The 21,924-nt window shown below is 60.6% G+C and carries 21 protein-coding genes; 4 read left to right on the forward strand and 17 right to left on the reverse strand.

Going from position 1 to position 21,924, the window contains the following annotated elements:
- The first annotated feature begins 274 nt into the window (after positions 1-274).
- Complete coding sequence (locus AC0R79_RS09715; protein WP_007960207.1) at positions 275-988, forward strand: UTRA domain-containing protein; 714 nt, start codon at positions 275-277, stop codon at positions 986-988.
- Between the two features lie 340 nt (positions 989-1,328).
- Here AC0R79_RS09715 and AC0R79_RS09720 read toward each other — a convergent pair whose 3' ends face one another.
- The 8 genes from AC0R79_RS09720 to minC all read right to left on the reverse strand — a co-directional run bounded on the left by AC0R79_RS09720 (position 1,329) and on the right by minC (position 9,084).
- The gene (locus AC0R79_RS09720) at positions 1,329-3,485 is read right to left on the reverse strand and encodes a mechanosensitive ion channel family protein (RefSeq protein WP_474734232.1); all 2,157 of its coding nucleotides are present in this window, start codon (positions 3,483-3,485) and stop codon (positions 1,329-1,331) included.
- A gap of 76 nt (positions 3,486-3,561) precedes the next feature.
- Entirely contained in the window at positions 3,562-3,738 is a 177-nt protein-coding gene (locus tag AC0R79_RS09725; protein WP_164872134.1) for a hypothetical protein, read from the reverse strand.
- Positions 3,739-3,870: 132 nt separating this feature from the next.
- Entirely contained in the window at positions 3,871-5,160 is a 1,290-nt protein-coding gene (locus AC0R79_RS09730; RefSeq protein WP_085608813.1) for a M18 family aminopeptidase, read from the reverse strand.
- A gap of 76 nt (positions 5,161-5,236) precedes the next feature.
- Complete coding sequence (locus AC0R79_RS09735; protein WP_474734235.1) at positions 5,237-6,337, reverse strand: hypothetical protein; 1,101 nt, start codon at positions 6,335-6,337, stop codon at positions 5,237-5,239.
- A 46-nt stretch (positions 6,338-6,383) separates the two neighbouring features.
- Positions 6,384-7,019, reverse strand: a complete 636-nt coding sequence (locus AC0R79_RS09740; protein WP_007960072.1) for an RluA family pseudouridine synthase — start codon at positions 7,017-7,019, stop codon at positions 6,384-6,386.
- A 91-nt stretch (positions 7,020-7,110) separates the two neighbouring features.
- A complete protein-coding gene (gene minE / locus AC0R79_RS09745) occupies positions 7,111-7,365 on the reverse strand; it encodes a cell division topological specificity factor MinE (RefSeq protein ID WP_007960071.1) in 255 nt (84 codons plus the stop codon).
- Positions 7,365-8,177: a septum site-determining protein MinD gene (gene minD, locus AC0R79_RS09750; protein ID WP_007960065.1), complete on the reverse strand. Its 813-nt coding sequence runs from the start codon at positions 8,175-8,177 to the stop codon at positions 7,365-7,367. The genes minE and minD overlap by 1 nt, the downstream gene beginning before the upstream one ends.
- A gap of 169 nt (positions 8,178-8,346) precedes the next feature.
- Positions 8,347-9,084: a septum site-determining protein MinC gene (gene minC, locus AC0R79_RS09755; protein WP_007960063.1), complete on the reverse strand. Its 738-nt coding sequence runs from the start codon at positions 9,082-9,084 to the stop codon at positions 8,347-8,349.
- A 117-nt stretch (positions 9,085-9,201) separates the two neighbouring features.
- Here minC and AC0R79_RS09760 point away from each other — a divergent pair, with 117 nt between their 5' ends.
- On the forward strand, positions 9,202-10,134 hold the full coding sequence (locus AC0R79_RS09760; RefSeq protein ID WP_007960061.1) for a lipid A biosynthesis lauroyl acyltransferase: 933 nt from the start codon (positions 9,202-9,204) through the stop codon (positions 10,132-10,134).
- 35 nt (positions 10,135-10,169) lie between these two features.
- Positions 10,170-11,342: a patatin-like phospholipase family protein gene (locus tag AC0R79_RS09765; protein ID WP_127797369.1), complete on the forward strand. Its 1,173-nt coding sequence runs from the start codon at positions 10,170-10,172 to the stop codon at positions 11,340-11,342.
- A gap of 38 nt (positions 11,343-11,380) precedes the next feature.
- Here AC0R79_RS09765 and AC0R79_RS09770 read toward each other — a convergent pair whose 3' ends face one another.
- The 8 genes from AC0R79_RS09770 to puuE all read right to left on the reverse strand — a co-directional run bounded on the left by AC0R79_RS09770 (position 11,381) and on the right by puuE (position 19,483).
- A complete protein-coding gene (locus tag AC0R79_RS09770) occupies positions 11,381-12,166 on the reverse strand; it encodes an outer membrane protein OmpK (protein WP_007960057.1) in 786 nt (261 codons plus the stop codon).
- 372 nt (positions 12,167-12,538) lie between these two features.
- Positions 12,539-13,324, reverse strand: a complete 786-nt coding sequence (locus AC0R79_RS09775) for an outer membrane protein OmpK (protein ID WP_007960055.1) — start codon at positions 13,322-13,324, stop codon at positions 12,539-12,541.
- A gap of 86 nt (positions 13,325-13,410) precedes the next feature.
- Positions 13,411-14,769 carry a nucleobase:cation symporter-2 family protein gene (locus tag AC0R79_RS09780; protein ID WP_011333188.1) on the reverse strand — a complete coding sequence of 453 codons (1,359 nt, stop codon included), beginning with the start codon at positions 14,767-14,769 and terminating at the stop codon, positions 13,411-13,413.
- A 169-nt stretch (positions 14,770-14,938) separates the two neighbouring features.
- Entirely contained in the window at positions 14,939-16,252 is a 1,314-nt protein-coding gene (locus tag AC0R79_RS09785) for a urate hydroxylase PuuD (RefSeq protein WP_474734240.1), read from the reverse strand.
- A gap of 51 nt (positions 16,253-16,303) precedes the next feature.
- Positions 16,304-16,807: an ureidoglycolate lyase gene (locus AC0R79_RS09790; RefSeq protein WP_027613342.1), complete on the reverse strand. Its 504-nt coding sequence runs from the start codon at positions 16,805-16,807 to the stop codon at positions 16,304-16,306.
- A 151-nt stretch (positions 16,808-16,958) separates the two neighbouring features.
- Positions 16,959-17,954, reverse strand: a complete 996-nt coding sequence (alc, locus tag AC0R79_RS09795; protein WP_127797372.1) for an allantoicase — start codon at positions 17,952-17,954, stop codon at positions 16,959-16,961.
- A gap of 90 nt (positions 17,955-18,044) precedes the next feature.
- On the reverse strand, positions 18,045-18,560 hold the full coding sequence (uraD, locus tag AC0R79_RS09800; protein WP_007960034.1) for a 2-oxo-4-hydroxy-4-carboxy-5-ureidoimidazoline decarboxylase: 516 nt from the start codon (positions 18,558-18,560) through the stop codon (positions 18,045-18,047).
- Complete coding sequence (gene puuE, locus AC0R79_RS09805) at positions 18,557-19,483, reverse strand: allantoinase PuuE (protein ID WP_007960032.1); 927 nt, start codon at positions 19,481-19,483, stop codon at positions 18,557-18,559. The genes uraD and puuE overlap by 4 nt, the downstream gene beginning before the upstream one ends.
- A gap of 431 nt (positions 19,484-19,914) precedes the next feature.
- Here puuE and uraH point away from each other — a divergent pair, with 431 nt between their 5' ends.
- Positions 19,915-20,268 carry a hydroxyisourate hydrolase gene (gene uraH, locus AC0R79_RS09810; RefSeq protein ID WP_011333195.1) on the forward strand — a complete coding sequence of 118 codons (354 nt, stop codon included), beginning with the start codon at positions 19,915-19,917 and terminating at the stop codon, positions 20,266-20,268.
- A gap of 108 nt (positions 20,269-20,376) precedes the next feature.
- Here the strand turns inward: uraH and AC0R79_RS09815 are convergent, their stop codons facing one another.
- Complete coding sequence (locus AC0R79_RS09815) at positions 20,377-21,924, reverse strand: hypothetical protein (protein ID WP_375746154.1); 1,548 nt, start codon at positions 21,922-21,924, stop codon at positions 20,377-20,379.

Below are 21,924 nucleotides of genomic sequence, written 5' to 3' on the forward strand. Positions count from 1 at the left end.
AGGGGGGCTGGATGACACTTTGATGTCGGCGGATACCCGACCCGCGTTTTATTTCTCCGGTATCGACGGCTGCCCGCTAAGCGTAGACCACCCGCAAAGTCCCGGTGGGCAAGGGACTTGGCCGATGTATTGCAAGTTGTCAGGGCGACCGTTCGGTAGTTTTGTCATCTCTCGGTCATCTGCACTGCCTAGGCTTGCAACACGACCAAACGGCGCAATAGCTGTGCGGTTTTGCCCCGAAACAGTGCTGGTCTAGTCCAGATAGGTAACGTTGATGCGCGATGAGGCAACAAAAGCGGTGACAGCGATTGGGCAGATCCTTCAGGAGCAGCTCGACCATGGGTTGCTGGCGGCGGGTAGCAAGTTGCCGGCCGAGCGCAAGCTCAGTGAGTTGTTCGGCACGACGCGGATTACGGTACGGGAAGCCTTGTTGCAGCTGGAGGCGCAGGGGCAGATTTATCGCGAGGAGCGTCGGGGCTGGTTCGTGTCGCCGCCGCGTCTGGCTTACAACCTGATGCAGCGCAGTCATTTTCACGCGATGGTCAGTGCGCAGGGGCGGGTGCCGTCGACCGAGGTGATCTCGGCGCGCTTGCAGCCGGCGTCAGCGGCGGTGTGTGCGTGGTTGCAGTTGCCGGCGTTGTCGAGCGTGATTCAGATTTGCCGGTCGCGGCGGATCGATGGGCGGCTGGTGTTGTATGTGGAGCATTATCTGAATCCGCAGTTTTTTCCGGGGATTCTGGAGTTTGATTTGAATCAGTCGATTACCGAGTTGTATGCGCGGCATTACGATTTGCACTATGGGCGGGTGCGGTTCGAGATTGTTCCGACGTCGTTGTCGGTGGAGGCGGCGGCGGGGTTACGGGTTTCGGTGGGGAGTCCGGGGTTGAGGATTGCTCGGGTTAATTATGATCAGTTTGGGCGGTTGATTGATTGTGATCTGGAGTTTTGGCGGCATGATGCGATTCACGTTGGGGTTGATGTGGTTTGATCGTTTTGTGTGAATATCCGTTTCTTCGGGTGTTGCGGCTTATGGTTCCGCCCTTACGGCGGGTCACTTTTGGCAAACGCCCCAAAAGTAACCAAAAGGTCTGGGCCCCGGCGTTCGGCACCTCGCTTTGGCTCGGTGTTCCTTCGTTCCGGGATTCATCCGGGGGCATCGCCTACGGTTTGCTTCGCTGCACCTCCTCTCGATGTGTTCGACTTCGTCGAACGGTCGCTGCGCTCCCACCCCCCGGATAAATCCCTCCACTCAGCCTTCCGATGGGGCCGGCACGTCAAAAGCGGTACTCGAGCTAACGCTCATCGTGGTGAGTGGTGGGGAGGTTGGGCTATTCTTGGGTTTGGCCGCCGCCTGCTGTAATCACCTGAACATTCATCCTTGGCGTCGCCAGGTCCAGCCCCGCCTCATCCAGATGTCGTTTCAGCGATAGGTTGAACGCTCGTGAAACTTCCCATTGTTTGATCGGTGCGGTTTTGAATCTTGCACGCAATATTGCGTTGCCGGATTCAAAGCTTTCCACGCCCTGAAATTCCAGGGGTGACCAGATGTTGCGCCGCTGCAGCGGGTCGGTGCGCATTTTCTGGCCGACGTCGCGCATCAGTTTGATGGCTTCGTCGATGCTCATGTTGAACGGCACGGCCACGCGGAAGATGGCGTAGCCGAATTCGCGGGAGTAGTTTTTGATGCTTTTGATTTCGCTGAACGGGATGGTGTGGACGATGCCGTCGATGTCCCGCAGGCGTACGGTGCGGATGGTCAGGCCTTCGACGGTGCCCAGGTGGCCGCCGACGTCGACGTAGTCGTCGATGGCCAAAGAGTCTTCGATGATGATGAACAGGCCGGTGATCAGATCCGCTACGAGCGACTGGGCGCCGAAGCCGATCGCCAGGCCGATTACGCCGGCACCGGCCAGCAGGGGCGTGACGTTCATGCCCATGTTTGCGAGGGCGACGATCAGGGCGATGATGAAGATCGCCACGAACAGTACGTTGCGGATCAGCGGCATCATGGTTTGCGCACGGGCGTTGGCCAGGCCTTTGCGGGAGCGGGTGAGGGCGTGGTGGACGGCGGTGTCGCTGAGGATCCAGATCAGCCAGGCGAAGATCAGCGTGCCGATCAGGCTGAACAGTTTGACGCTGACGTCGTGGCCTTCGCCTTCGGTGAAGCCGATCAGCGACATGCCCCAGACCCGCAGGCCGAGTTCGATGAAGGCCAGCCACACCAGCAAATGGGCGAGGGTGTAGAAGAAGCTTTTCAGGCGCTCGGAATACAGCGCGTGGCGTTTCGGCCCGCGTTGGGGTTTGAGGGCGTGGCGGCGGACGAGGCCGTTGATGACCATGCACAACACCAGCAGCACGGTGCAGATCAGCGACTGGCGCAGGGCGGTGCTGGTGTCGCCGGCGGAGACGAAGGTGGCGAACAGGGAAATGCCCACCAGCACCAGTGCCGGGACGTACCAGAAGGTACCGAGGATTTCGATGGTGTCGCTGAGGGCGCGGCGGGTCAGGCGGCGGGACAGTGGCTGGTTGCGGATCAGGTGGGCGATCGGCCGGCGGAAACGCAGGATGAACAGGCCGGTCGACAGCGCCGCGAGGACGTTGGCGACGGTCGCGGCGGTATGGGCCAGGTGTACGCCGAGGCCGGCCACCAGGCGCGGATCGCTCAGGGCTTCACCGAAGGCGGCGAAGCTGCCGATCAGCCACAACGGGCGGAAGGCCTGGTGACGCAGGATGTACAGCGCGCGATGGCGGTGCGGGCCGTCGAGTACGGAGAAGGCGATCACGCAGATCGCCGAGAAACAGGTGCCGACCACCAGCGCGTAAGCCAGCACCATCGCCAGGCTTTTGCCCAGTGACGAGGGCAGTGCGTAGCTCATGTAGACCGTGATCACCAACGCGATCAGCCAGGGCCCGAGCTTGCGCAGGGCGAAGCGCAGCATGTCGAGGGCTCGGGGGTTTTGCGGCAGTTCTTCGGTCAGGCCGAAGCGCATGCGTACCCGGTGGCCGAGCCAGATCAGCGCGGCGGCGAGCAGGCTCCAGACCGCGAGGATCACGGCGAAGGCGAAGATGATCGGCAGCCATTCGCTGGCCGGCAGCATCAGGCCTTTCAGCTCGTCCTGGGCCATGTCGAATTCGGCGGACCAGCGATTGAGCGGGCTGTCGGCGCCGGTGAACTGTTTTTCGAAAGTGGCGAGGGTGCCGCCGATCAGTCCCAGCACACCTTCTTCGGGGCTGGCCTGGGCTTTTTTCGTGGCGTCGCGGAGTTTTTTCAGGTCGCTCAGCAACTGGGCGCGTTGCTTGTCGTTTTCCAGCGACTTGATGACTTCGTCCAGCGACTGGCCAAGCGGTTCCTGAGCCTCGGGCTGAGCCTTGCCGGAGCCCGTGAGCAGTCCCGGCAGACCGGCGGCGTCGGCAGGTGCCGGCGACATCAGGGTCATCAGGCAGACGAGAAACAGGCAGGGCAGGGCAAAAAGACGAGCGAACACTAGGCGGTCAACCTCGCAAGGGGCGGATCGGGCGAGTGTACGAGCCCGCCAGATTCAATGCGAGCCGGGCGCGGATTTATTCGTTGAGTTTGGCGAGGATCTTGTAGACCACGGTGGCCAGGATCATCAGCATGCCGATCCACATGGCCAACACACCGGCGTTCTTGTCACGGAAGTTGAAGCCGATGGCCAGCAGAATCATTCCACACAGGATGGGAATGAGCATGGAGTGGAACGCAGACATCGAGATCATGGCGACAGCCTTGTCGAAAGGGATAATTCAAGTCTAGGTGGGTTTTCGATGGACGGTGCTGATGTGTATCAGAAATGAGCCGGTTCTATAGACCAGGGGATCGCAGCTCCACGCTACGATCCCGGCTGTTTCTTATGGCAATTCGCGACTGGCGTAGAACGCACTCAGCACTTTGACCAGGTGCGCCAGGTCGTGGCTGCCGCACAGTTCGCGGATCGAGTGCATGGCGAAGGTCGGCAGGCCGATGTCGACGGTGCGCACGCCCAGGTGGCTGGCGGTGATCGGGCCGATGGTCGAGCCGCAGCCCATGTCGCTGCGTACCACGAAGCTTTGCACCGGCACTTCTTCGGCCATGCACAGATGGCGGAAGAAGCCGGCGGTTTCGCTGTTGGTGGCGTAGCGCTGGTTGCTGTTGACCTTGATCACCGGGCCGGCGTTGAGTTTCGGACCGTGGTTGGCGTCGTGCTTCTCGGCGTAGTTCGGGTGTACGCCGTGGGCGTTGTCGGCCGAGACCAGCAGGGATTTCTGGATGGTGCGTACGAATTCGTCGCCTTCCGGCAGCAGACGGCGCAGGGTCTGTTCCAGCATCGGGCCGTCGGCGCCGCAGGCCGAGCAGGAGCCGACTTCTTCGTGGTCGTTGCACACCAGCACGCAGGTTTCTTCGGTGTCGGCGGTCAGCAGGGCTTGCAGGCCGGCGTAGCACGACAGCAGGTTGTCGAGACGCGCGCCGGCGATGAAATCACCGTGCAGGCCGATGACCGCAGCGCTCTGGGTGTCGTAGAAGCTCAGCTCGTAATCCAGCACCACGTCGGCATTGAGGCCGTGTTCGCGAGCCAGTTGATCGGTGAGCACCGCGCGGAAGTCCACGCGCTCGTCACCGGCGAACTGCGCGAGAATCGGCGGCAGTTCGGTCTGGGCATTGATCGGCCAGCCCTGGTTGGCTTCACGGTTGAGGTGAATGGCCAGGTTGGGAATGATCGCGATCGGGGCCTTGAAGTCGATCAGTTGGCTTTCGACCTTGCCGTCGCGGCGGAAGGTGACGCGGCCGGCCAGCGACAGGTCGCGGTCGAACCACGGTGCCAGCAGCGCGCCGCCGTAGACTTCGACGCCGAGCTGCCAGAAACCCTGGCGTTGCAGTTCAGGTTGCGGCTTGACCCGCAGGCACGGGCTGTCGGTGTGGGCGCCGACCAGACGGATGCCGTCGTGCAGCGGCGAGTTGCGGCCCATCTTGATCGCGACGATCGAGGAATCGTTACGGGTGACGTAGTAACGACCATTGGCTTCGGTGTGCCAGGTTTCGCGCTCGTCGAGGCGCACATAACCGGCGGCCTCCAGGCGTTGAACAAGGCTGGCGGTGGCGTGGAACGGGGTAGGGGAGGCCTTGAGGAAGTCGATCAGGCCTTGGTTCAACTCTTCGCGCATAAGAAGCTCCAGACAGCAATGGGCGGGAGTTTAACGCATCGGCCTGATGCTTGGGACATGACATATGCCGCTCGCGTCAACGAGCGGCGGCCACGCGTTTTTTCAGGTAGTTCATGATCGTTTTTTCGTCTTCAGGCTTGTCCGGGCGAGGCAGTTGCTTGGGCCAGCGACTCTGTTCCAGAAGCTTCTTCTGACGACTCTCGTCCCAGCGCAGGATTTCCCGCGAGGCGCATTCCCACCATTCATGGCGACAGGCGCTGTAGTAAGGGTGATCCGGCGCGGCGCTGCCGTACAGCAGATCCCGGCCGACCTTGCGCATGGCACCGCTCTGGTTGCGCAGCTTCCATTTAATCTTCAGCCGCTGCCAGGCGGACGGAAAGGGTTTGACCCGAGGTACGTCAGCGCACAGATCCACCAGTCGCTGGCTGAATTTCTCGCCGTGCTGGGCGAAGAAAAACGCCTGCATCGCGTGGAAGAAACGTTTTTCCGCGAAGTAGTGGTAGACGTGTTTGCGCGCTTCCACCACAGGACGTTCGCGCATCGCGTAGGACAGGGCAATCTGCTCGATGGTGTGAATCTCGAACCCGCCAGCCGTCCACTCATCGATCAGGCGGATCGACTCTTCGAACAGTGCCGAATCGCGGTCGGTGATGCCACACAGGCCGCTGTTGTAAAGCTTGAAACCGTTCTGCGGGGAAACACCGTGGACGCTGAGGTCGCGAGCGAGCTTCAGGTAGTCCGGCCGTTCGAAGACATCTTTCCAGTCGTATTCGAAGCGGTCCATTACCGACTGATTCGTATCGATGTGCTGAAACAGGCTGTTCGGGTGGCTGGTGAACAGGGTGTCGGTGTCGACGAACAGGGTTTTCTCGGCCAGTTGCAGGCCGGCGGCAATCGCGCAGGCCTTGCGCCGATGGTGGTAGCCGTTCTGCCCCTGCCAGCGGGTCAGGGTCGCTTGGTCGAGCAGTACGGTGTCGACTGGCCAGCCTGCGTAGTCTTGTGGCCGGTCAGTGAGAATCCTGATCGCCGGACGTTTGCCGTTTTGGGCCTGGGACAGGACGGTCAGGATGCTGAACTTGGCTTCGCGCCGGTAGACGTCCTGATTGCCGTAAATCAGGTAGAGCAGTTGATGACGGGTCTTCTTGACGGGTGTTGCCAGGGAATCAGTACAACTCATCCGGAACAAAATCCTTTAAATCGGGCAACTGTCGGTCTGACAGTGCTTAAAACGGTGCCGGGCATTCGAAGCGCAAACGCTCGCCGGACTGTGGATGGGTGAAGCTGAGCATGCTCGCGTGCAGGCACAGGCGTGGCCAGGCGGCGAGGGCTTGTTCGTGAGCGTAGAGGCCGTCTCCGAGCAACGGATGACCGATCGACAGCATGTGCACGCGCAACTGGTGCGAACGCCCGGTGATCGGCGTGAGCTCGACGCGGCACCAGTCGCCGCAACGCTCCAGCACGCGCCAGAAGGTCAGCGCGTGCTTGCCGAGTTCGTGATCGACCACGTGGCGCGGTTTGGTCGGCGGGTCGTAGCGCAATGGCAGGTCGATGCTGCCGCTGTCCAGTTCCGGCTGACCCCAGCAGAGCGCAGTGTAGGCTTTCTCTGTTTCACGGTCGTGAAACTGGCGTGACAGTTCGCGATGGGTGTCGGCGTCACGGGCCAGCAGAATGATCCCCGACGTTTCCCAGTCCAGGCGATGGACGATACGCGCTTCCGGGTAGCCGTTTTCCTGCAGGCGGGTGATCAGGCAGTCCTTGTTGTCGTCGGCCCGGCCGGGGACGGAGAGCAACAGGGTGGGTTTGTTCACCACCAGAACGGCGGCGTCCTGATGAATGATTTGGACGTTGGACAACGGCATTAAAACAGCCTCGTAACAAATGCCAACGGCGGCTCAGGGCCCCTCCGGTGTCGGAAGGGCCCTGAGCCGCCGTCGTTCCTGCCGGATCGACTCAGCGGTCTGGCAGGGTGATGTTGAGTTCCAGAATCGAGCAGCTGCCCTGGCTCTCCAGTGCCACGTGTACGTCGTCGTTACCGATGTTGACGTACTTGCGGATCACTTCCACCAGTTCCTTCTGCAAGGATGGCAGGTAGTCAGGGGTGCTGCGCTGGCCGCGTTCATGCGCCACGATGATCTGTAGACGCTCTTTCGCGACCGAGGCGGTACTTGGCTTTTTGTTGGCACGAAAGAAGTCAAAAAGGTTCATTACCTACCTCCAAACAGACGCTCGAAGAATCCCTTCTTCTCGACATTCAGGAACCGGTGTTCTTTTTCCTTGCCCAGCAGGCGATCAACGGTATCGCTGTAGGCCTGGCCGGCGTCGCTTTGATCATCGAGGATCACAGGTACGCCCTGGTTGGAGGCCTTGAGTACGGCCTGGGATTCCGGGATGACGCCCAACAGGCGTACGGCGAGGATTTCCTTGACGTCTTCGACGCCGAGCATTTCGCCTTTCTCTACGCGCTCCGGGTGGTAGCGGGTGATCAGCAGGTGTTCCTGGATCGGCTCTTCGCCGCGTTCGGCGCGACGGGACTTGCTGGCCAGCAGGCCGAGCATGCGGTCCGAGTCACGTACCGAGGACACTTCCGGGTTGGTCACGACGATCGCTTCGTCAGCGAAGTACATGGCCAGGTGGGCGCCTTTTTCGATACCCGCCGGGGAGTCGCAGACCACGAACTCGAATTGTTCCTTGAGCTCCATCAGGACTTTTTCCACGCCTTCGACGGTCAGTGCGTCTTTGTCGCGGGTCTGGCTGGCGGCCAGTACATAGAGGTTTTCCAGGCGCTTGTCTTTGATCAGGGCCTGTTGCAGGTTGGCTTCGCCGTTGACCACGTTGACGAAGTCATACACCACGCGGCGCTCGCAACCCATGATCAGGTCAAGGTTACGCAAGCCCACGTCGAAGTCGACGATCACTGTTTTGTGGCCGCGCAGAGCGAGGCCGGTACCGATAGCGGCGCTGGTGGTGGTCTTACCCACACCACCCTTGCCGGATGTAACCACGAGAATCTTGGCCAAGGTGTTTCACCCCTAAGGAAGAAGGACTGTTCAGCCCCTGAAAAACATCTCTAGAAAACTACTGCAGTCGGACAGCCTTGGCTGGAATTCGGCTTTTGGCCTTTTTCCTACTTCGTTTGAGCCGTTTTCGCTACGTTTTAGAGATGCTTGGAAAATGCGGCAGTATCCGTTAAAGCCGAATGATGTTCAACACGTCGCCCGACAGGCTGACCTGTACGCCTGAACCCCACATCGGATCGCGACGCAGGTCCTCGGAAACCTTGTAATGGCCTGCGATGGAGATCAGTTCAGCGCTCAATTGCTGACAGAAAATCCGCGCCTTGGTGTCGCCCTTGACCCCGGCCAGCGCACGACCGCGCATCGGGCCGTATACATGGATGTTGCCATCGGCGAGAAGTTCCGCCCCCGGGCTGACCGAGGAAACCACCACCAGATCGCCACCTTGCGCATATATCTGTTGGCCACCACGTACTGGCGTGGTGATGACGCGGGTCGGTTTGACGGCCGGCTCCGGCGGCTTTTCCGGTTTTTTCGGTGCGACGGGTTCAGCGCTTTCCAGCGGTCGTTCGCGGGCGCCGGACGGTGGCAGCACCGGGATGTCGATGGCGATGGCGGCGGCGATGTCTTCGATGCGGCTGGCACGGATCGCCAGGGTGCGCAGGCCGTGCTGACGGCACACGCGCATCAGGCCCGGCAGGTCGACGGCGCCTTCGCTTGGCGGCAGTTTGTCCAGCGCCAGAACCAGCGGCGCGTTGCTGAAGAAATTCGGTGCCTGGGCGACTTTGGCGGCCAATTGCCGATCGAGGCTGTCCAGGTCGTTGCGGGACAGCTCCAGCACTGTAATGGCGAGCATGCTGCCCTTCAGCTGGAACACGGGATCTTGGTCTTTCGGTTCGGTTTGGCTCATGTCGGCATACAACGGCTTGTCACTAAAAGTGCCGAGACTTATAACGAGAACGCCCGCAGGCCGCAAGCCGGGTCGAACGATGTAGAATGCGCGGCCACTGTATTTACGGAAGCTTTAATGGATCGCCCGCGTTTTCGAAAAGCATTTCTTGCCCCACGCTTCTGGCCGCTCTGGTGCGGCCTCGGGCTGTTGTGGCTGATCGTGCAGCTGCCGTATCCGGCCTTGCTGGCCATCGGTCGTTTTCTTGGTGCCTTGATGTATCGCTTCGCCGGCGACCGGCGGCGCATTGCCAAGCGCAATCTGGAACTGTGTTTCCCGGAAAAATCCGCCGCCGAACGCAAACGCCTGCTCAAGGAAAACTTCGCCTCCACCGGCATCGCCTTCTTTGAAATGGCGATGAGCTGGTGGTGGTCGCGTCAGCGCCTGGCGAAGCTGGCCCACGTCGAAGGGCTTGAGCATTTGCAGAAGGCCCAGCGCGAAGGCAAGGGCGTGATTCTGATGGCGGTGCATTTCACCACCCTGGAAATCGGCGCGGCGCTGCTCGGCCAGCAGCACACCATCGACGGCATGTACCGCGAACACAAGAACCCGCTGTTCGACTTCGTCCAGCGTCAGGGCCGCGAGCGGCACAACCTCGATTCGCTGGCGGTGGAACGTGACGACGTGCGCGGCATGCTCAAATTGCTGCGCGCAGGTCGGGCGATCTGGTACGCGCCGGATCAGGACTACGGCGCCAAGCAAAGCATCTTCGTGCCGCTGTTCGGTATTCAGGCCGCGACGGTCACCGCCACCAGCAAGTTCGCCCGTCTGGGCAAGGCACTGGTGGTGCCGTTCACCCAGGAGCGTCTGGCCGACGGCAGCGGTTATCGTCTGGTGATTCATCCGCCGCTGGAAGGTTTCCCGGGCGAGACCGAAGAAGAAGATTGCATCCGCATCAATCAGTGGGTCGAAGGCGTGTTGCGTGAGTGTCCCGAGCAATACCTGTGGGCACACCGGCGCTTCAAGAGCCGGCCACCGGGCGAGCCGAAGCTGTACGCCAAACGCGGTTGATTGACCCATCCCCATAAGCACCACGGAGCGTTGCGATGAGCCCAGCTGAACCGGTCACAGGTTTGATTCTTTCCGGCGGCGGGGCTCGGGCGGCGTATCAGGTGGGGGTGCTGGCGGCGATTGCCGAATTGCTGCCGTTGGGGGCGGACAATCCGTTTCCGGTGATCGTCGGCACCTCGGCCGGGGCGATCAACGCGGTCAGCCTGGCCAGCGGTGCTACGGATTTTCGCGCCGCCATCGAACGCCTGACGCTTTTCTGGCAAGGCTTTCGCAGCCATCGCGTGTTGCGCAGCGACTGGCCGGGGGTGATCCGCCAGGCCAGTCGTTTCGTCAGCCACAGCCTGTTGGGCATGGGCCGGCAAATGCCGGTGGCGCTGCTCAACAGTTCGCCGCTGCGTCATCTGCTCAACGAAAAACTGCACCTGCCCGGCATCGCCGAGTCCATCGCCCGCAAGCAATTGCACGCGGTGGCGGTGACGGCGTTCGGCTACGAGTCCGGGCAAGCCGTGACCTTCTATCAGGGTGGCGGCACCATCGATTCCTGGCTGCGTCATCGGCGCATCGGTGTGCCGACGCAGTTGTCGGTGGAGCACTTGCTGGCCAGTTCGGCGATCCCGCTGTTGTTCGCGCCGGTGAAGATCGGCGATGAATATTTCGGCGATGGCGCGGTGCGACAGTCGGCGCCGATCAGCCCGGCGCTGCACCTGGGCGCGAGCCGGGTGCTGGTGGTGGGCGTCAGCGGCAACCCGCGCGGTTTCGATCCGGCGCAACCGCTGGAACGCACCTACACCGGGCAGCAGCCGACGCTGGCGCAGATCGGCGGGCACATGCTCAACAGTACGTTCATTGATAGCCTGGAAAGCGACATCGAGTTGCTTCAACGTCTCAACCAGTTCAGTCATCTGATGCCCGAAGGCACGCCGACCCGTGCGCTGGGGGTGGCGCCGGTGGAAGTGCTGGTGATCTCGCCGAGTCAGCCGATCGATGAAATCGCGGCGCGGCATCGTCAGGAACTACCGGCGGCTTTGCGGTTGTTTCTGCGTGGGCCGGGAGCGACCAAGACGAGCGGGGCAGGGGTGTTGAGTTACTTGCTATTCGAGGCGGGGTATTGCAGCGAATTGATCGACCTTGGACGGCGCGATGCCCTGGCCAAGCGCGATGAACTGTGCCGGTTTCTCGGGATTGGCGAGGCGCTAGTTCCGGCCTGAGAACGATGGCGCCCGAACGGGCGCCATCTGAACCTTCATCAGAAGTGGAATTTCACCAGGAAGCTGGTCACGTTCTGATTGGTGGTGAAGGCCTTGGTGTCGTCGATACCGTACTTGTCTTTCCAGTAGTCGTATTCAACACCGACGTACAACTGCTTCTCGCCGAAATTCAGCGCCTTGCCCAGGTCGTATTTGACCTGCGGGTTGAAGTGCAGGTTGGCGTGGTATTCGCCTCTGCTATTGACGTCGTTGTCGACCACCCAGTCCATGTAGCCGTCGATCAGGATGTTCGAGTCGCCCACCGGAATGGTGTAAGACCAGACAGGCGTGATCTGCCAGACGTTGTCACCCGGACGCGAGCCTTCGGTGTGACGCTGGTAGAAGTTCAGCTGGAAGTAGTCGAAGCCCGGAATGGCCAGGTCGAAGCCCGGGCCGATCAGGTAGGACTCGGTGTCACCCTCGCCGAACTCGTAGGTCATCGCCAGCAGGACGTCCTTGATCGGGCCGAACTCGATCTTCTGGTCGAGGACCTTGCCCAGCGAGATGCGTGGCTGGAACTCGCCGTAGTAGGTGTTCGGACCGTTATTGAAGTCCTTGTCACCGTTGTAGAAGATCTTGTCGAGGAAGAAGAAGTTGTCCCCGTACTTCCACGCATCGGCGTGCTCGAAGGTCACGGTCTGCTGGATGGCCGGGTTGACCTTGAAGTCTTTGCCGTAGAGGTAGGTCAGGCTGTTGTTCTGCCATTGCAGCAGGCCGTCGGCCATGGCCTGACCCCCTGCCAGCAGCGATCCCGCAAGCATCAGGCTGGTGCACATACGTTTCATTCGGTTGCTCCCAAAGTAGGTGTTCCACGTTTATTTTTTTGAGTCGGCGCTCTGGTGTGGCGCCTTTTTTCGTTGCAGCAAAATTCATCCATTCGGTCAGCTTTAGTGCTGTTAGCAAGAGCTGAGCCAAGGCTTTTCGAAAAGCAAAAAAACGCCCGTCGGCTGCTGAAAAACAGTCGATTGAGCGTGTTTTCGGGATGCCTCGGTACTGACCGCGGCCGGGATAAGTTGGCTTTTCGGTCAGGAATTAAATTCGGGCTTTTTTTTAGACCGAATTCAGGAGGCCGCGGAGAATACTGACTCAACGGCCAGGCCTCAAGTGCCCCGCAACAGAGCACCGACGACAGGTAGGGGGCACGGTTGCGGGTCATCTTAGAAGTGCACCTTCACCAGCAGGCTGGCGGTGTTCTGGTTGGTGTCGAAACTGTGGGTGCTCTCGACCCCGTATTTGTTTTTCCAGTAGCTGTATTCAGTGCCGACGTACACCTGCTTTTCACCCCAGCCGAGCGCTTTGCCCAGGTCGTATTTGATCTGCGGGTTGATGTGCAGGTTGGCGTGATAGGTGCCGCGTGAGTTCTGGTCGTTGTCGACCACCCAGTCCAGATAGCCGTCGATCAGCAGGTCGGAATTGCCCACGGGAATGCTGTAGGACCAGCCGGGGGTGATCTGCCAGACGCCGTCGCCGGGGCGCGGCCCTTCGGTCTGGCGGCGATAGAAGTTCAGGGTGAAATAGTTGAAGCCCGGCACCTTGAGGTCGAAGCCGGGGCCGATCAGATAGGCCTCGCTGTCGCCTTCGCCGTACTCGTAGGTCATGGCCAGCAGCACGTCCTTGATCGGGCCGAACTCCAGTTTCTTGTCGAAGATCTTGCCGAACGACAGACGCGGGCTGAATTCGCCATAGAACGCGTGGGGCCCTTTGTTGCGGTCTTCCTGGCCGTTGTAGAAGATCTTGTCGACGAACAGGAAGTTGTCGCCGTACTTCCACTTGTCAGCGTGCTCGAACGTCACCGTCTGCTGGATTGACGGGTTGATCGCGAAATTCTTGCCGTACAGGTAGCTCAGGCTGTTGGTCTGCCACAGCAATAAATCGCCGGCCATGGCTTGCGATGCGGCCAGCAGGCCGCCGCTCAACAACACGTTGGTTTGAGTCCGGATCATCTGTTGCTCCCTCTTGTTTTTATTGTTTGAGGCAAAGCTGTCGCGAGGGGGCAGGCTTGGGCGAGCCCCCTTTTTTACTCTTCGGATCAGTGCGGGTGTGCGTGGCAGTCGTTGATCGCGGCGCGTTCGGCGCCGCCGAGAATGTTGAACAACAGGTTCAGCGTCAGCGCGCTGAGGGTGGCCATGGCGATCCCGCTGTGGGTGATCGGGCTCATCCACAATGGCAGATGGGCGAAAAATTCCGGGCGCACCACCGGGATCAGGCCCATGCCGATGCTCACGGCTACCAGCAATTGGTTGCGACGGTCGCCGATGTCGGCTTCCTGCAGAATCTTGATGCCGGTCGCCGCCACCATGCCGAACATCGCAATCGCCGCGCCACCCAGTACCGCTGGTGGAATCGATGCCACCAGGAACGCCGCTTTCGGCAGCAGGCTCAGGACGATCAGCAAGCCGCCGGCAACGATGGTCACCGAACGGCAGCGCACGCCGGTCATTTGCACCAAGCCGATGTTCTGCGCGAAGGAGGAGTGGGTGAAGGTGTTGAAGAATCCGGCGAAGAACGACGCGCCGGCATCACACAGCAAGCCCCGACGCAACATGCGCGGGCAGACTTCCTGGCCGGTGATCTTGCCCAGCGCCAGAAACATCCCGGTGGACTCGACGAAGATGATCACCACCACCAGGCACATCGACAGGATCGGTGCCAGTTCGAACTTCGGCATGCCGAAATGCAGCGGGGTGACGAACTGAACCCACGGCGCGTTGGCCATGCCGCTCAGGTCGACCATGCCGATGGCGCCGCAGAGCACGTAGCCCAGGCACATACCGATCAGCACGGAAATGTTGACCCAGAAACCGCGCATGAAGCGGTGGATCAACAGAATGGTAGCCAGTACCAGTGCGGCGATGGCCAGGTAAATCGGTGAACCGAATTGAGCAGCGCCAGCGCCGCCACCGGCCCAGTTCACGGCCACGGGGAACAGCGACAAACCGATCGAGGTGATGACCGTGCCGGTCACCAGAGGAGGGAAGAAGCGTACGACCTTGGACATGAACGGCGCGATGATCATGCCGAAGAACCCGGCTGCGATGGTGGCGCCGAAGATTCCCTGCAGACCGATGCCGGGCATGCCGGCCATGGCGACCATGCTGCCGACGGCGGCGAAACTGGCGCCCATCATCACCGGCATGCGAATGCCCATCGGGCCTATCCCCAAGGACTGCACGATGGTGGCGATGCCGGCGACCAGCAGGTCGGCGTTGATCAGGAAGGCGATTTCTTCACGACTCAGGCCAGCGGCCTGTCCAATGATCAGCGGTACCGCGATGGCGCCGCCGTACATCAGCAGTACATGTTGCAAACCGACCAGGATCAGTTGCAAAAGGGGCAAACGCTGAATGGCGGGTGCGTCGGGGATGCGCGCTTTGGACAGCTCGGACATGCAACACCTCGGATCTTTTTTATTCTTGTGATGAACAGCGGCCGGGTTGCTTGCCGCTGTCCTCTTTGCATCAGGCGGGCCGCTTATGCGGCCAATCGCAGGCAAGCCAGCGCCCACAGGATCCGGATGATCCGTGTGGGCGCGAGCCTGCTCGCGAGGTTTTTACGGCTTAGTTGGTCTGGGCTCCCTGGGCGATCCATGCACCGATCAGGTCACGTTCCTGCTGAGTCATCTGTGTGATGTTGCCCAGTGGCATGATCTGCGTGGTGATGGCTTGCGCCTGGATCCGTGCCGCGTTCTGGCGGATCTGCTCGGGGGTGTCGAGCATCACACCGGCCGGGGCAGCGCTGAACAGCGGGCTGGTCGGTTTGGCCGAGTGGCAGACCGCGCAGCGTTCCTGGATCACGGTGTGCACCTTGTCGAAACCCGGGCCGGCGTTGGACGCCTGAGCCGGAGCAGCGGCCGGTGCAGCAGGGGCGGCTGGTTGTGCCGCTTCAGCCGGTTTCGCGCCACCACCCAAAGCCGTTTCCGGCAGTGGCTGGTACTCGATTTTCGCAGGCGCCTTGGCCACGTCCGGAGCGGTCGACATCGGCGCAGGGCCGGTGACGTACGCCAGACTGATCATGCCCACCGCTGCAACCGGCAGGGTCCAGGCAAACTTGTGGCTGTCGTGACGGGTGTTGAAGTAGTGACGAACCAACACCGCCAACACCGCGATCCCGGCCAGGATCAGCCAGTTGTACTGGCTGCCGTAAGTGCTCGGGAAGTGGTTGCTGATCATGATGAACAGCACCGGCAGGGTGAAGTAGTTGTTGTGACGCGAACGCAGCAGGCCTTTGGCCGGCAGCGCCGGATCTGGCGTGCGGTTCTCGGCAATCGCGGCAACCAGTGCGCGCTGGGCCGGCATGATGATGCGGAACACGTTGCCGACCATGATGGTGCCGATGATCGCGCCGACGTGCAGGTACGCACCACGACCGCTGAACACCTTGCTGAAGCCATATGCCGCGCCGATGATCAGCACGAACAGGATGAAGCCGAGCAGGGCAGGTTTCTTGCCCAGAGGCGAATCGCAGAGGAAGTCGTAGATGAACCAGCCGGCGATCAGCGAACCGATGCCGATGGCCACGCCTTCAGGGCCGGTCAGGCCGCTGCCGGGTGCCACGAGGTAGAGCACGGGGTTGGAGTAGAACACCACGCACAGCAGCGCGATCCCCGACATCCAGGTGAAATAGGCTTCCCATTTGAACCAGTGCAGGTTCTCCGGCATCGACGGAGGGGCCAGTTTGTATTTTTCCAGGTGATAGATACCGCCGCCGTGGATCGCCCACAGATCACCGGCAAGTCCGGTTTTCGGGTTGACGCGGTTGAGGTTGTTCTCCAGCCAGACGAAGTAGAACGACGCGCCGATCCAGGCCACGCCAGTGATCATGTGAACCCAGCGCACGCTCAGGTTCAGCCATTCCAACAGATGTGCTTCCACAGTCTTTACCTCTCGCCTGTCACTCTTGTTGTCGAGTGATCAGACCTTCTCTTATTGGTGGGGGGCGAGGATCAAACGCTCATCCTCTTTGAAAAAATGCTCATCGCAGTTATTGCCTGTGCCACTGCGATCAACCACCAGGAAGTCATCCCGCTTTTCGATCGTCAGCACCGGGTGGTGCCAGACGCCGCGATGGTAATTGATGCCCTGCCTGCCGTTGGTGACGAAGGCGCGGACCAAGCCTGATACAGGTACATCGCCAAGTGGCGCGACCACGATCAGAAAGGGGTTGCCGAGCAGCGGAATGAAAGCCTGGCTGCCCAGCGGATGGCGTTCCAGCATGCTGACGGTCAGCGGCATGTCCTGCGCGTCGGCGCGGAAGATGCTGATGATCGCGTTGTCCTCAGGCGTCGCGGTTTCGACCGTCGCCAGTTTGTGGAAGCGCATGGTCGAACCGTTGTTGATCATGAAGTGATCGCTGCCGTCGGTTTCGATCACGTCACCGAAAGGGGCGAAGGCTTCTTTGGTCAGCGGTTCAATCGTCAGTGTGCGCATGCTGTTCTTCTTAATCTCTTGAAAATTGATCGTTCCCACGCTCTGCGTGGGAACGCTGCCATGGACGCTCCGCGTCCACTGTGACGCGGAGCGTCACGGTATGCATTCCCACGCAGACGGTTCGACGCCTCGACGTGGGAACGATCGGGTGTTACTTCGCGACCTTGCCGAGAACGCGCAGGCGGCTCACACCACCGTCCGGGAACACGTTCAGACGGATGTGGGTGATCGGGCCCAGTGCCTTGATCTGCTCGACGAAGGTGTGTTCGGCGTGCATTTCCAGCTTCTGGCTCGGCAGCAGTTCACGCCAGAACAGCGACTGGGTTTCGATCTGGCTGTCGGTGCCGCCCTTGACGAACGCGCCCTGGATCGAGCAGGTGTCCGGGTAGTTGCCCTTGAAGTGCAGGGTGTCGACGATGATTTTTTCGATCTCGCCCGGATGGCCCAGCGCGACGATCACCCAGTCATTGCCCGGGGTACGACGACGTGCGGTTTCCCAGCCGTCGCCCATGTTGATGCCACGGCCCGGGTTGAGGATGTTGCTCATGCGGCCGAAGTGTTCGTCGGAGCAGGCGAGGGCGCGGCCACCGTTGAGGGCTGCAGCCAGGTCGACTTGCTCGTTGTCGCCGACAGCCGACCAGTCGCGGAACGGAATGCCGTACACGCGCAGACGGGCCACGCCGCCATCCGGGTAGATGTTGAAGCGCAGGTGGCTGAACGCCTTGTCGTTGCTGATTTCGTGGAAGTGGTGGCTGTTGCCCTGCAGCTCGACGGCCGACAGCACTTCAGTCCACTGGGTGTTTTCGTCCGGCTCGCCCGACGCCAGGAAGCAGGCTTCCAGCGAGGCCGATGGCGGGAAGTTGCCGGTGAAGAATGAAGTGTCGATGTCCACGCCTTTGATCGAACCCGGTACGCCCAGGCGGATCACCGCGCTGTCGTAGCCTTCGAAGCGCTTGCGGCGGGACTCCCAGCCGTCCATCCACTTGCCGTTGTCATCGAACACGCCCTCCTTCCACACGGCCGGGGTCGGCTGAAACAGACGATTGGCGTCTGCGAACCAGTCATCGGTGACCGAGATGATTTTGGTGCCCAGACGGGCATCGGCCAGGTTGACGAACTTCTCGAAAGGTACGGCGTAAGCTTTCATTCTTCTTGTCTGCCTTTAAATAAGTGGCTTGGGATGCTTGCAGGGCCCTGGGAAACACAAGCGTTCTAGAGGTTTCTCGGGCCAGGCTCGCTAGAGAGTCAGTAATCGGAACAGGGCGATCTTGTTGATCTCCGCCAGCGCGCATTTGAACTCGGTGTCGACCGGGTTGTGAATGCGCGTTTCGAACGCCGCGAGGATCTGATGCCGGTTGCTGCCTTTTACCGCCATGATGAAGGGAAACTTGAACTTGGCTTTGTAGGCGTCGTTCAGCTCGGTGAAGCGCTGGAACTCTTCGGCCGTGCATTGGTGAATACCGGCGCCAGCCTGTTCATTGGTGCTGGCTTCGGTCAACTCGCCCTGGACGGCAGCTTTGCCGGCCAGGTCCGGGTGAGCGTTGATCAGTGCCAGCTGGCTGGCGTGATCGGCGCTCAACAGGATGTCGCTCATGCGCTGGTGCAGGGTTTCGATCTGGTCGATCGACGCGTCCTGGCCCAGGTCGAAGGCCTTCTCGGCCACCCATGGCGAATGTTCGTAGATGTCGGCGAAGGCTTTGACGAAGGCGTCGCGGCTCAGGGTCGACGGTTTCAGGGTTTGAAAGGTGCTCATTTGGCAGCCCCTTGGTACGGGTGGGTTTCGTGCCAGTGACGCGCGATGTCGACGCGACGGCTGAACCACACCTGTTCATGACTTTTAGCGTATTCGATAAAGCGCTTGAGCGAAGCCAGACGCGCCGGACGGCCCACCAGACGGCAGTGCAGACCGATCGACAGCATCTTCGGTGCTTCGGCGCCTTCGGCATAAAGCACGTCGAACGCATCTTTGAGGTATTCGAAGAAATCGTCGCCCTTGTTGAAACCCTGGACCTGGGTAAAGCGCATGTCGTTGGTGTCCAGGGTGTACGGGATCACCAGGTGCGGCTTGCCGGTCGGGTTGTTCGGTTCCCAGTAGGGCAGGTCGTCGTCGTAGGTGTCGCAGTCGTAGAGGAAACCGCCTTCTTCCATCACCAGGCGACGGGTGTTCGGGCCGGTGCGACCGGTGTACCAGCCCAATGGGCGCTCGCCGGTGAGTTCGGTGAGGATGCGGATCGCTTCGAGCATGTGCTCGCGTTCCTGCGCTTCGTCCATGTACTGGTAGTCGATCCAGCGGTAGCCGTGGCTGCAGATCTCGTGACCGGCCTCGACCATCGCGCGGATCACGTCCGGGTGACGCTGGGCGGCCATGGCCACGGCGAAGATGGTCAGCGGAATGTCGAATTCCTTGAACAGTTTCAGGATCCGCCAGACGCCGGCGCGGCTGCCATACTCGTAAAGCGATTCCATGCTCATGTTGCGCGCGCCTTGCAGAGGCTGGGCCGCGACCATTTCCGAGAGGAAGGCTTCCGATTCTTTGTCGCCGTGCAGAATGTTGCGCTCGCCGCCTTCTTCGTAATTGAGTACGAACGACAGGGCGATCCGGGCATTGCCCGGCCAGTGTGGGTGAGGAGGGTTACTGCCGTAACCGATCAGGTCGCGTGGGTAGTCAGCGCTCACTGCAGTCTTCCTTCTTATTCGTTGACAGATTGTGTGGCGCCCTGAAGTTTGAATGGCAGGCTGGCGTCACAGCGATGGGCTGATTGTATACAACTTTAATCTCAATTTGTAAGCCTGAATTTTCGCATTTTTCACCGGCTGTCATCTTTTGCTGTTAATGGCGTGAACCTGCAAGAAACCTGCCTGACCAGTCAGCTAATGGATTGGGGGTTCAATGAATGCGAGGTTATGGGGCAAATCACCGGGAAATCGAAAGATAGCGGGGGTAGCAGCAAAAATGTCGTTTTTTATTGTGTACAATTTTTTTGAAAAGTGTCTTAATCAATCGCTCGCCGCAGCTTTTCGTGCTCCGAAACGGTGCGGTCTCCTTTTCAACTGACTTCGGGAGGCGCGAAGTCTGACTGCTCCACGCAGGCAGGCGCGCAGAATCAATGGGACGTTTGACAACACACGTTTTGGACGCTGCACACGGTTGCCCGGGCAGCTCGATCAAGGTCGAGCTGTACCGCGTTGAAGGTTCGCACCTGGAATTGGTCGCCAGTGCGCTTACCAACAGCGATGGCCGGGTCGATGCGCCGCTGCTGCAAGGCGATGACTACCGTACCGGTGTCTATCAGGTTCAGTTCCACGCCGGCGATTACTACCGCGCCCGTGGCGTCCAGTTGCCGGAGCCGGCATTCCTGGACGTGGTCGTGCTGCGGTTCGGCATTTCTGCCGAACAGGATCACTACCACGTACCGTTGCTGATCTCGCCTTACAGCTATTCCACCTATCGGGGCAGCTGACCCCCAAGCAGCTGCCCCTACCGGGAAGCGACTGCGCATATAGCTTCTTTGGTCTTTCGCCCGCTCACACTGCGGGCTTTTTTTCGCCCGTCGTTCAGCGAAGTGCAATCACAGCCGTGGGTTTGCATCGCGCACGATAAACACGGTGTCGTTGGCGTTCGCCAGCATCTGGGGACCGCCTCTGAGCCAGACGACCTTGTTTGCAGCGTTTGCTGCGATAACGGCCGCCGCCGCTGTCGCACCCACCTGAATGTGCAGACGCAGATTGGCACTGCTGTGATCGACATTCAGCGTCTGGTTGATCTTGCGGCCCCGGATGCGATGCAGGCTGATGAAGAACACGTAGTCATGCCCCGAGCGCTTGAACACCAGCGCCGGAAACGAGTTGGAGAGGCTGGGATCGAATACGGCGTAGCCGTTACGGGTCAGCAGCGTCGCCATGAAACGTTTGAGATCCAGCGCCGATTGCGTGGTGTTGGAATACAGCCATTCCTGGCGAAACAGTGCCGGATCGAAATCCAGTCGCTGCAGCGGACCGTTCGATGTCGGCGTCGGCAGTTCGATGATGCGAACCGCTCCATTGCCCGACGTCGGGAGAATCGGCAGCATCAGCAGCGGATCGGCCAGTTGCGGGCGGGGATGGCGGTTTCCGGTCTGCCAGTCGTTGAATGTCTGGCGCAGGAGGGTCAGCCCCGATCCGGTCGCCGTGTCGGAACCATTTGCCAGCACGAACTGGTGAAAGGCGACACTCTCCAGCGAGGTCGTCGATAGCTCCGGAAAGTATTGGCTGATGTATTTCGTCAGTGGACGTTCGAACGGCAGCGTCGGATCGATTTGCCAGTCATGAGCAGGCGGAACCTGGATGGCGCCCCGCGGCTGTTCCTGTGGTTCCAGTCTGAGCGTGCGGTCCAGCAAGTCGAAGTCGTAGATCAGATGACTCGGGTTCTTGATGTAGACGATCGGATCGCTCGCATCGCCTCGCGGAATGACTTTGTACTGGATACCGTCGATGCGAATGTCACCGGTGGTGGCATGTTGCGGGTCGATGGCCCAATTGCTCCACGGATCCAGCGTTTCATCGGTGCGCTGACGTTTGGGCGGTACGACCGACGGTTCGTCATCCGGCAATCGGTGACGTGTCATGGACAGCTGCGAGATGTCGGCATCCGGCGCGTTTTGCGCAAGGAGCGGACGCCACACAAGCGTACCCTCAACCCTTTCCAGCAGTGGGCCGGATGCCAGGAGTTCACTGGATAACCGGGCCCTCAATCCATTCTGCGCATCGGGGCCGATCTGCACCGTTCCCCCCTCGACAAGGTCGACGTAGGTATAACGTCCCGCTGTGCGCGTGCCGTCCCGAGGATCGGCAGGCGGCAATCTGTTGACCAGTCCGGGGGCGAGAAAATAGCTGCCGATCGGTCGTTGCGCGGTGACGTTCCGGACATGTGTCTCGGCAGGGAGATCGTAGATTTCGATCATCTGTTGACGGGTAACGGGTGGCGCAGGCAATTGCCAGGCCGGGTGGGTCGAGGTCGGATCAATCAGTGTGTCGGGCAGCAGTCGAGGCGGCGTTGAAATGTCCGGCGTGGTGTCTCGTACGACAGGCGTGGAATCCGCTGTATCTGTTTTCGTTCGGATAGGACGTTTGGGACTCAT

This window comes from Pseudomonas sp. HD57-3 (assembly GCF_056113135.1).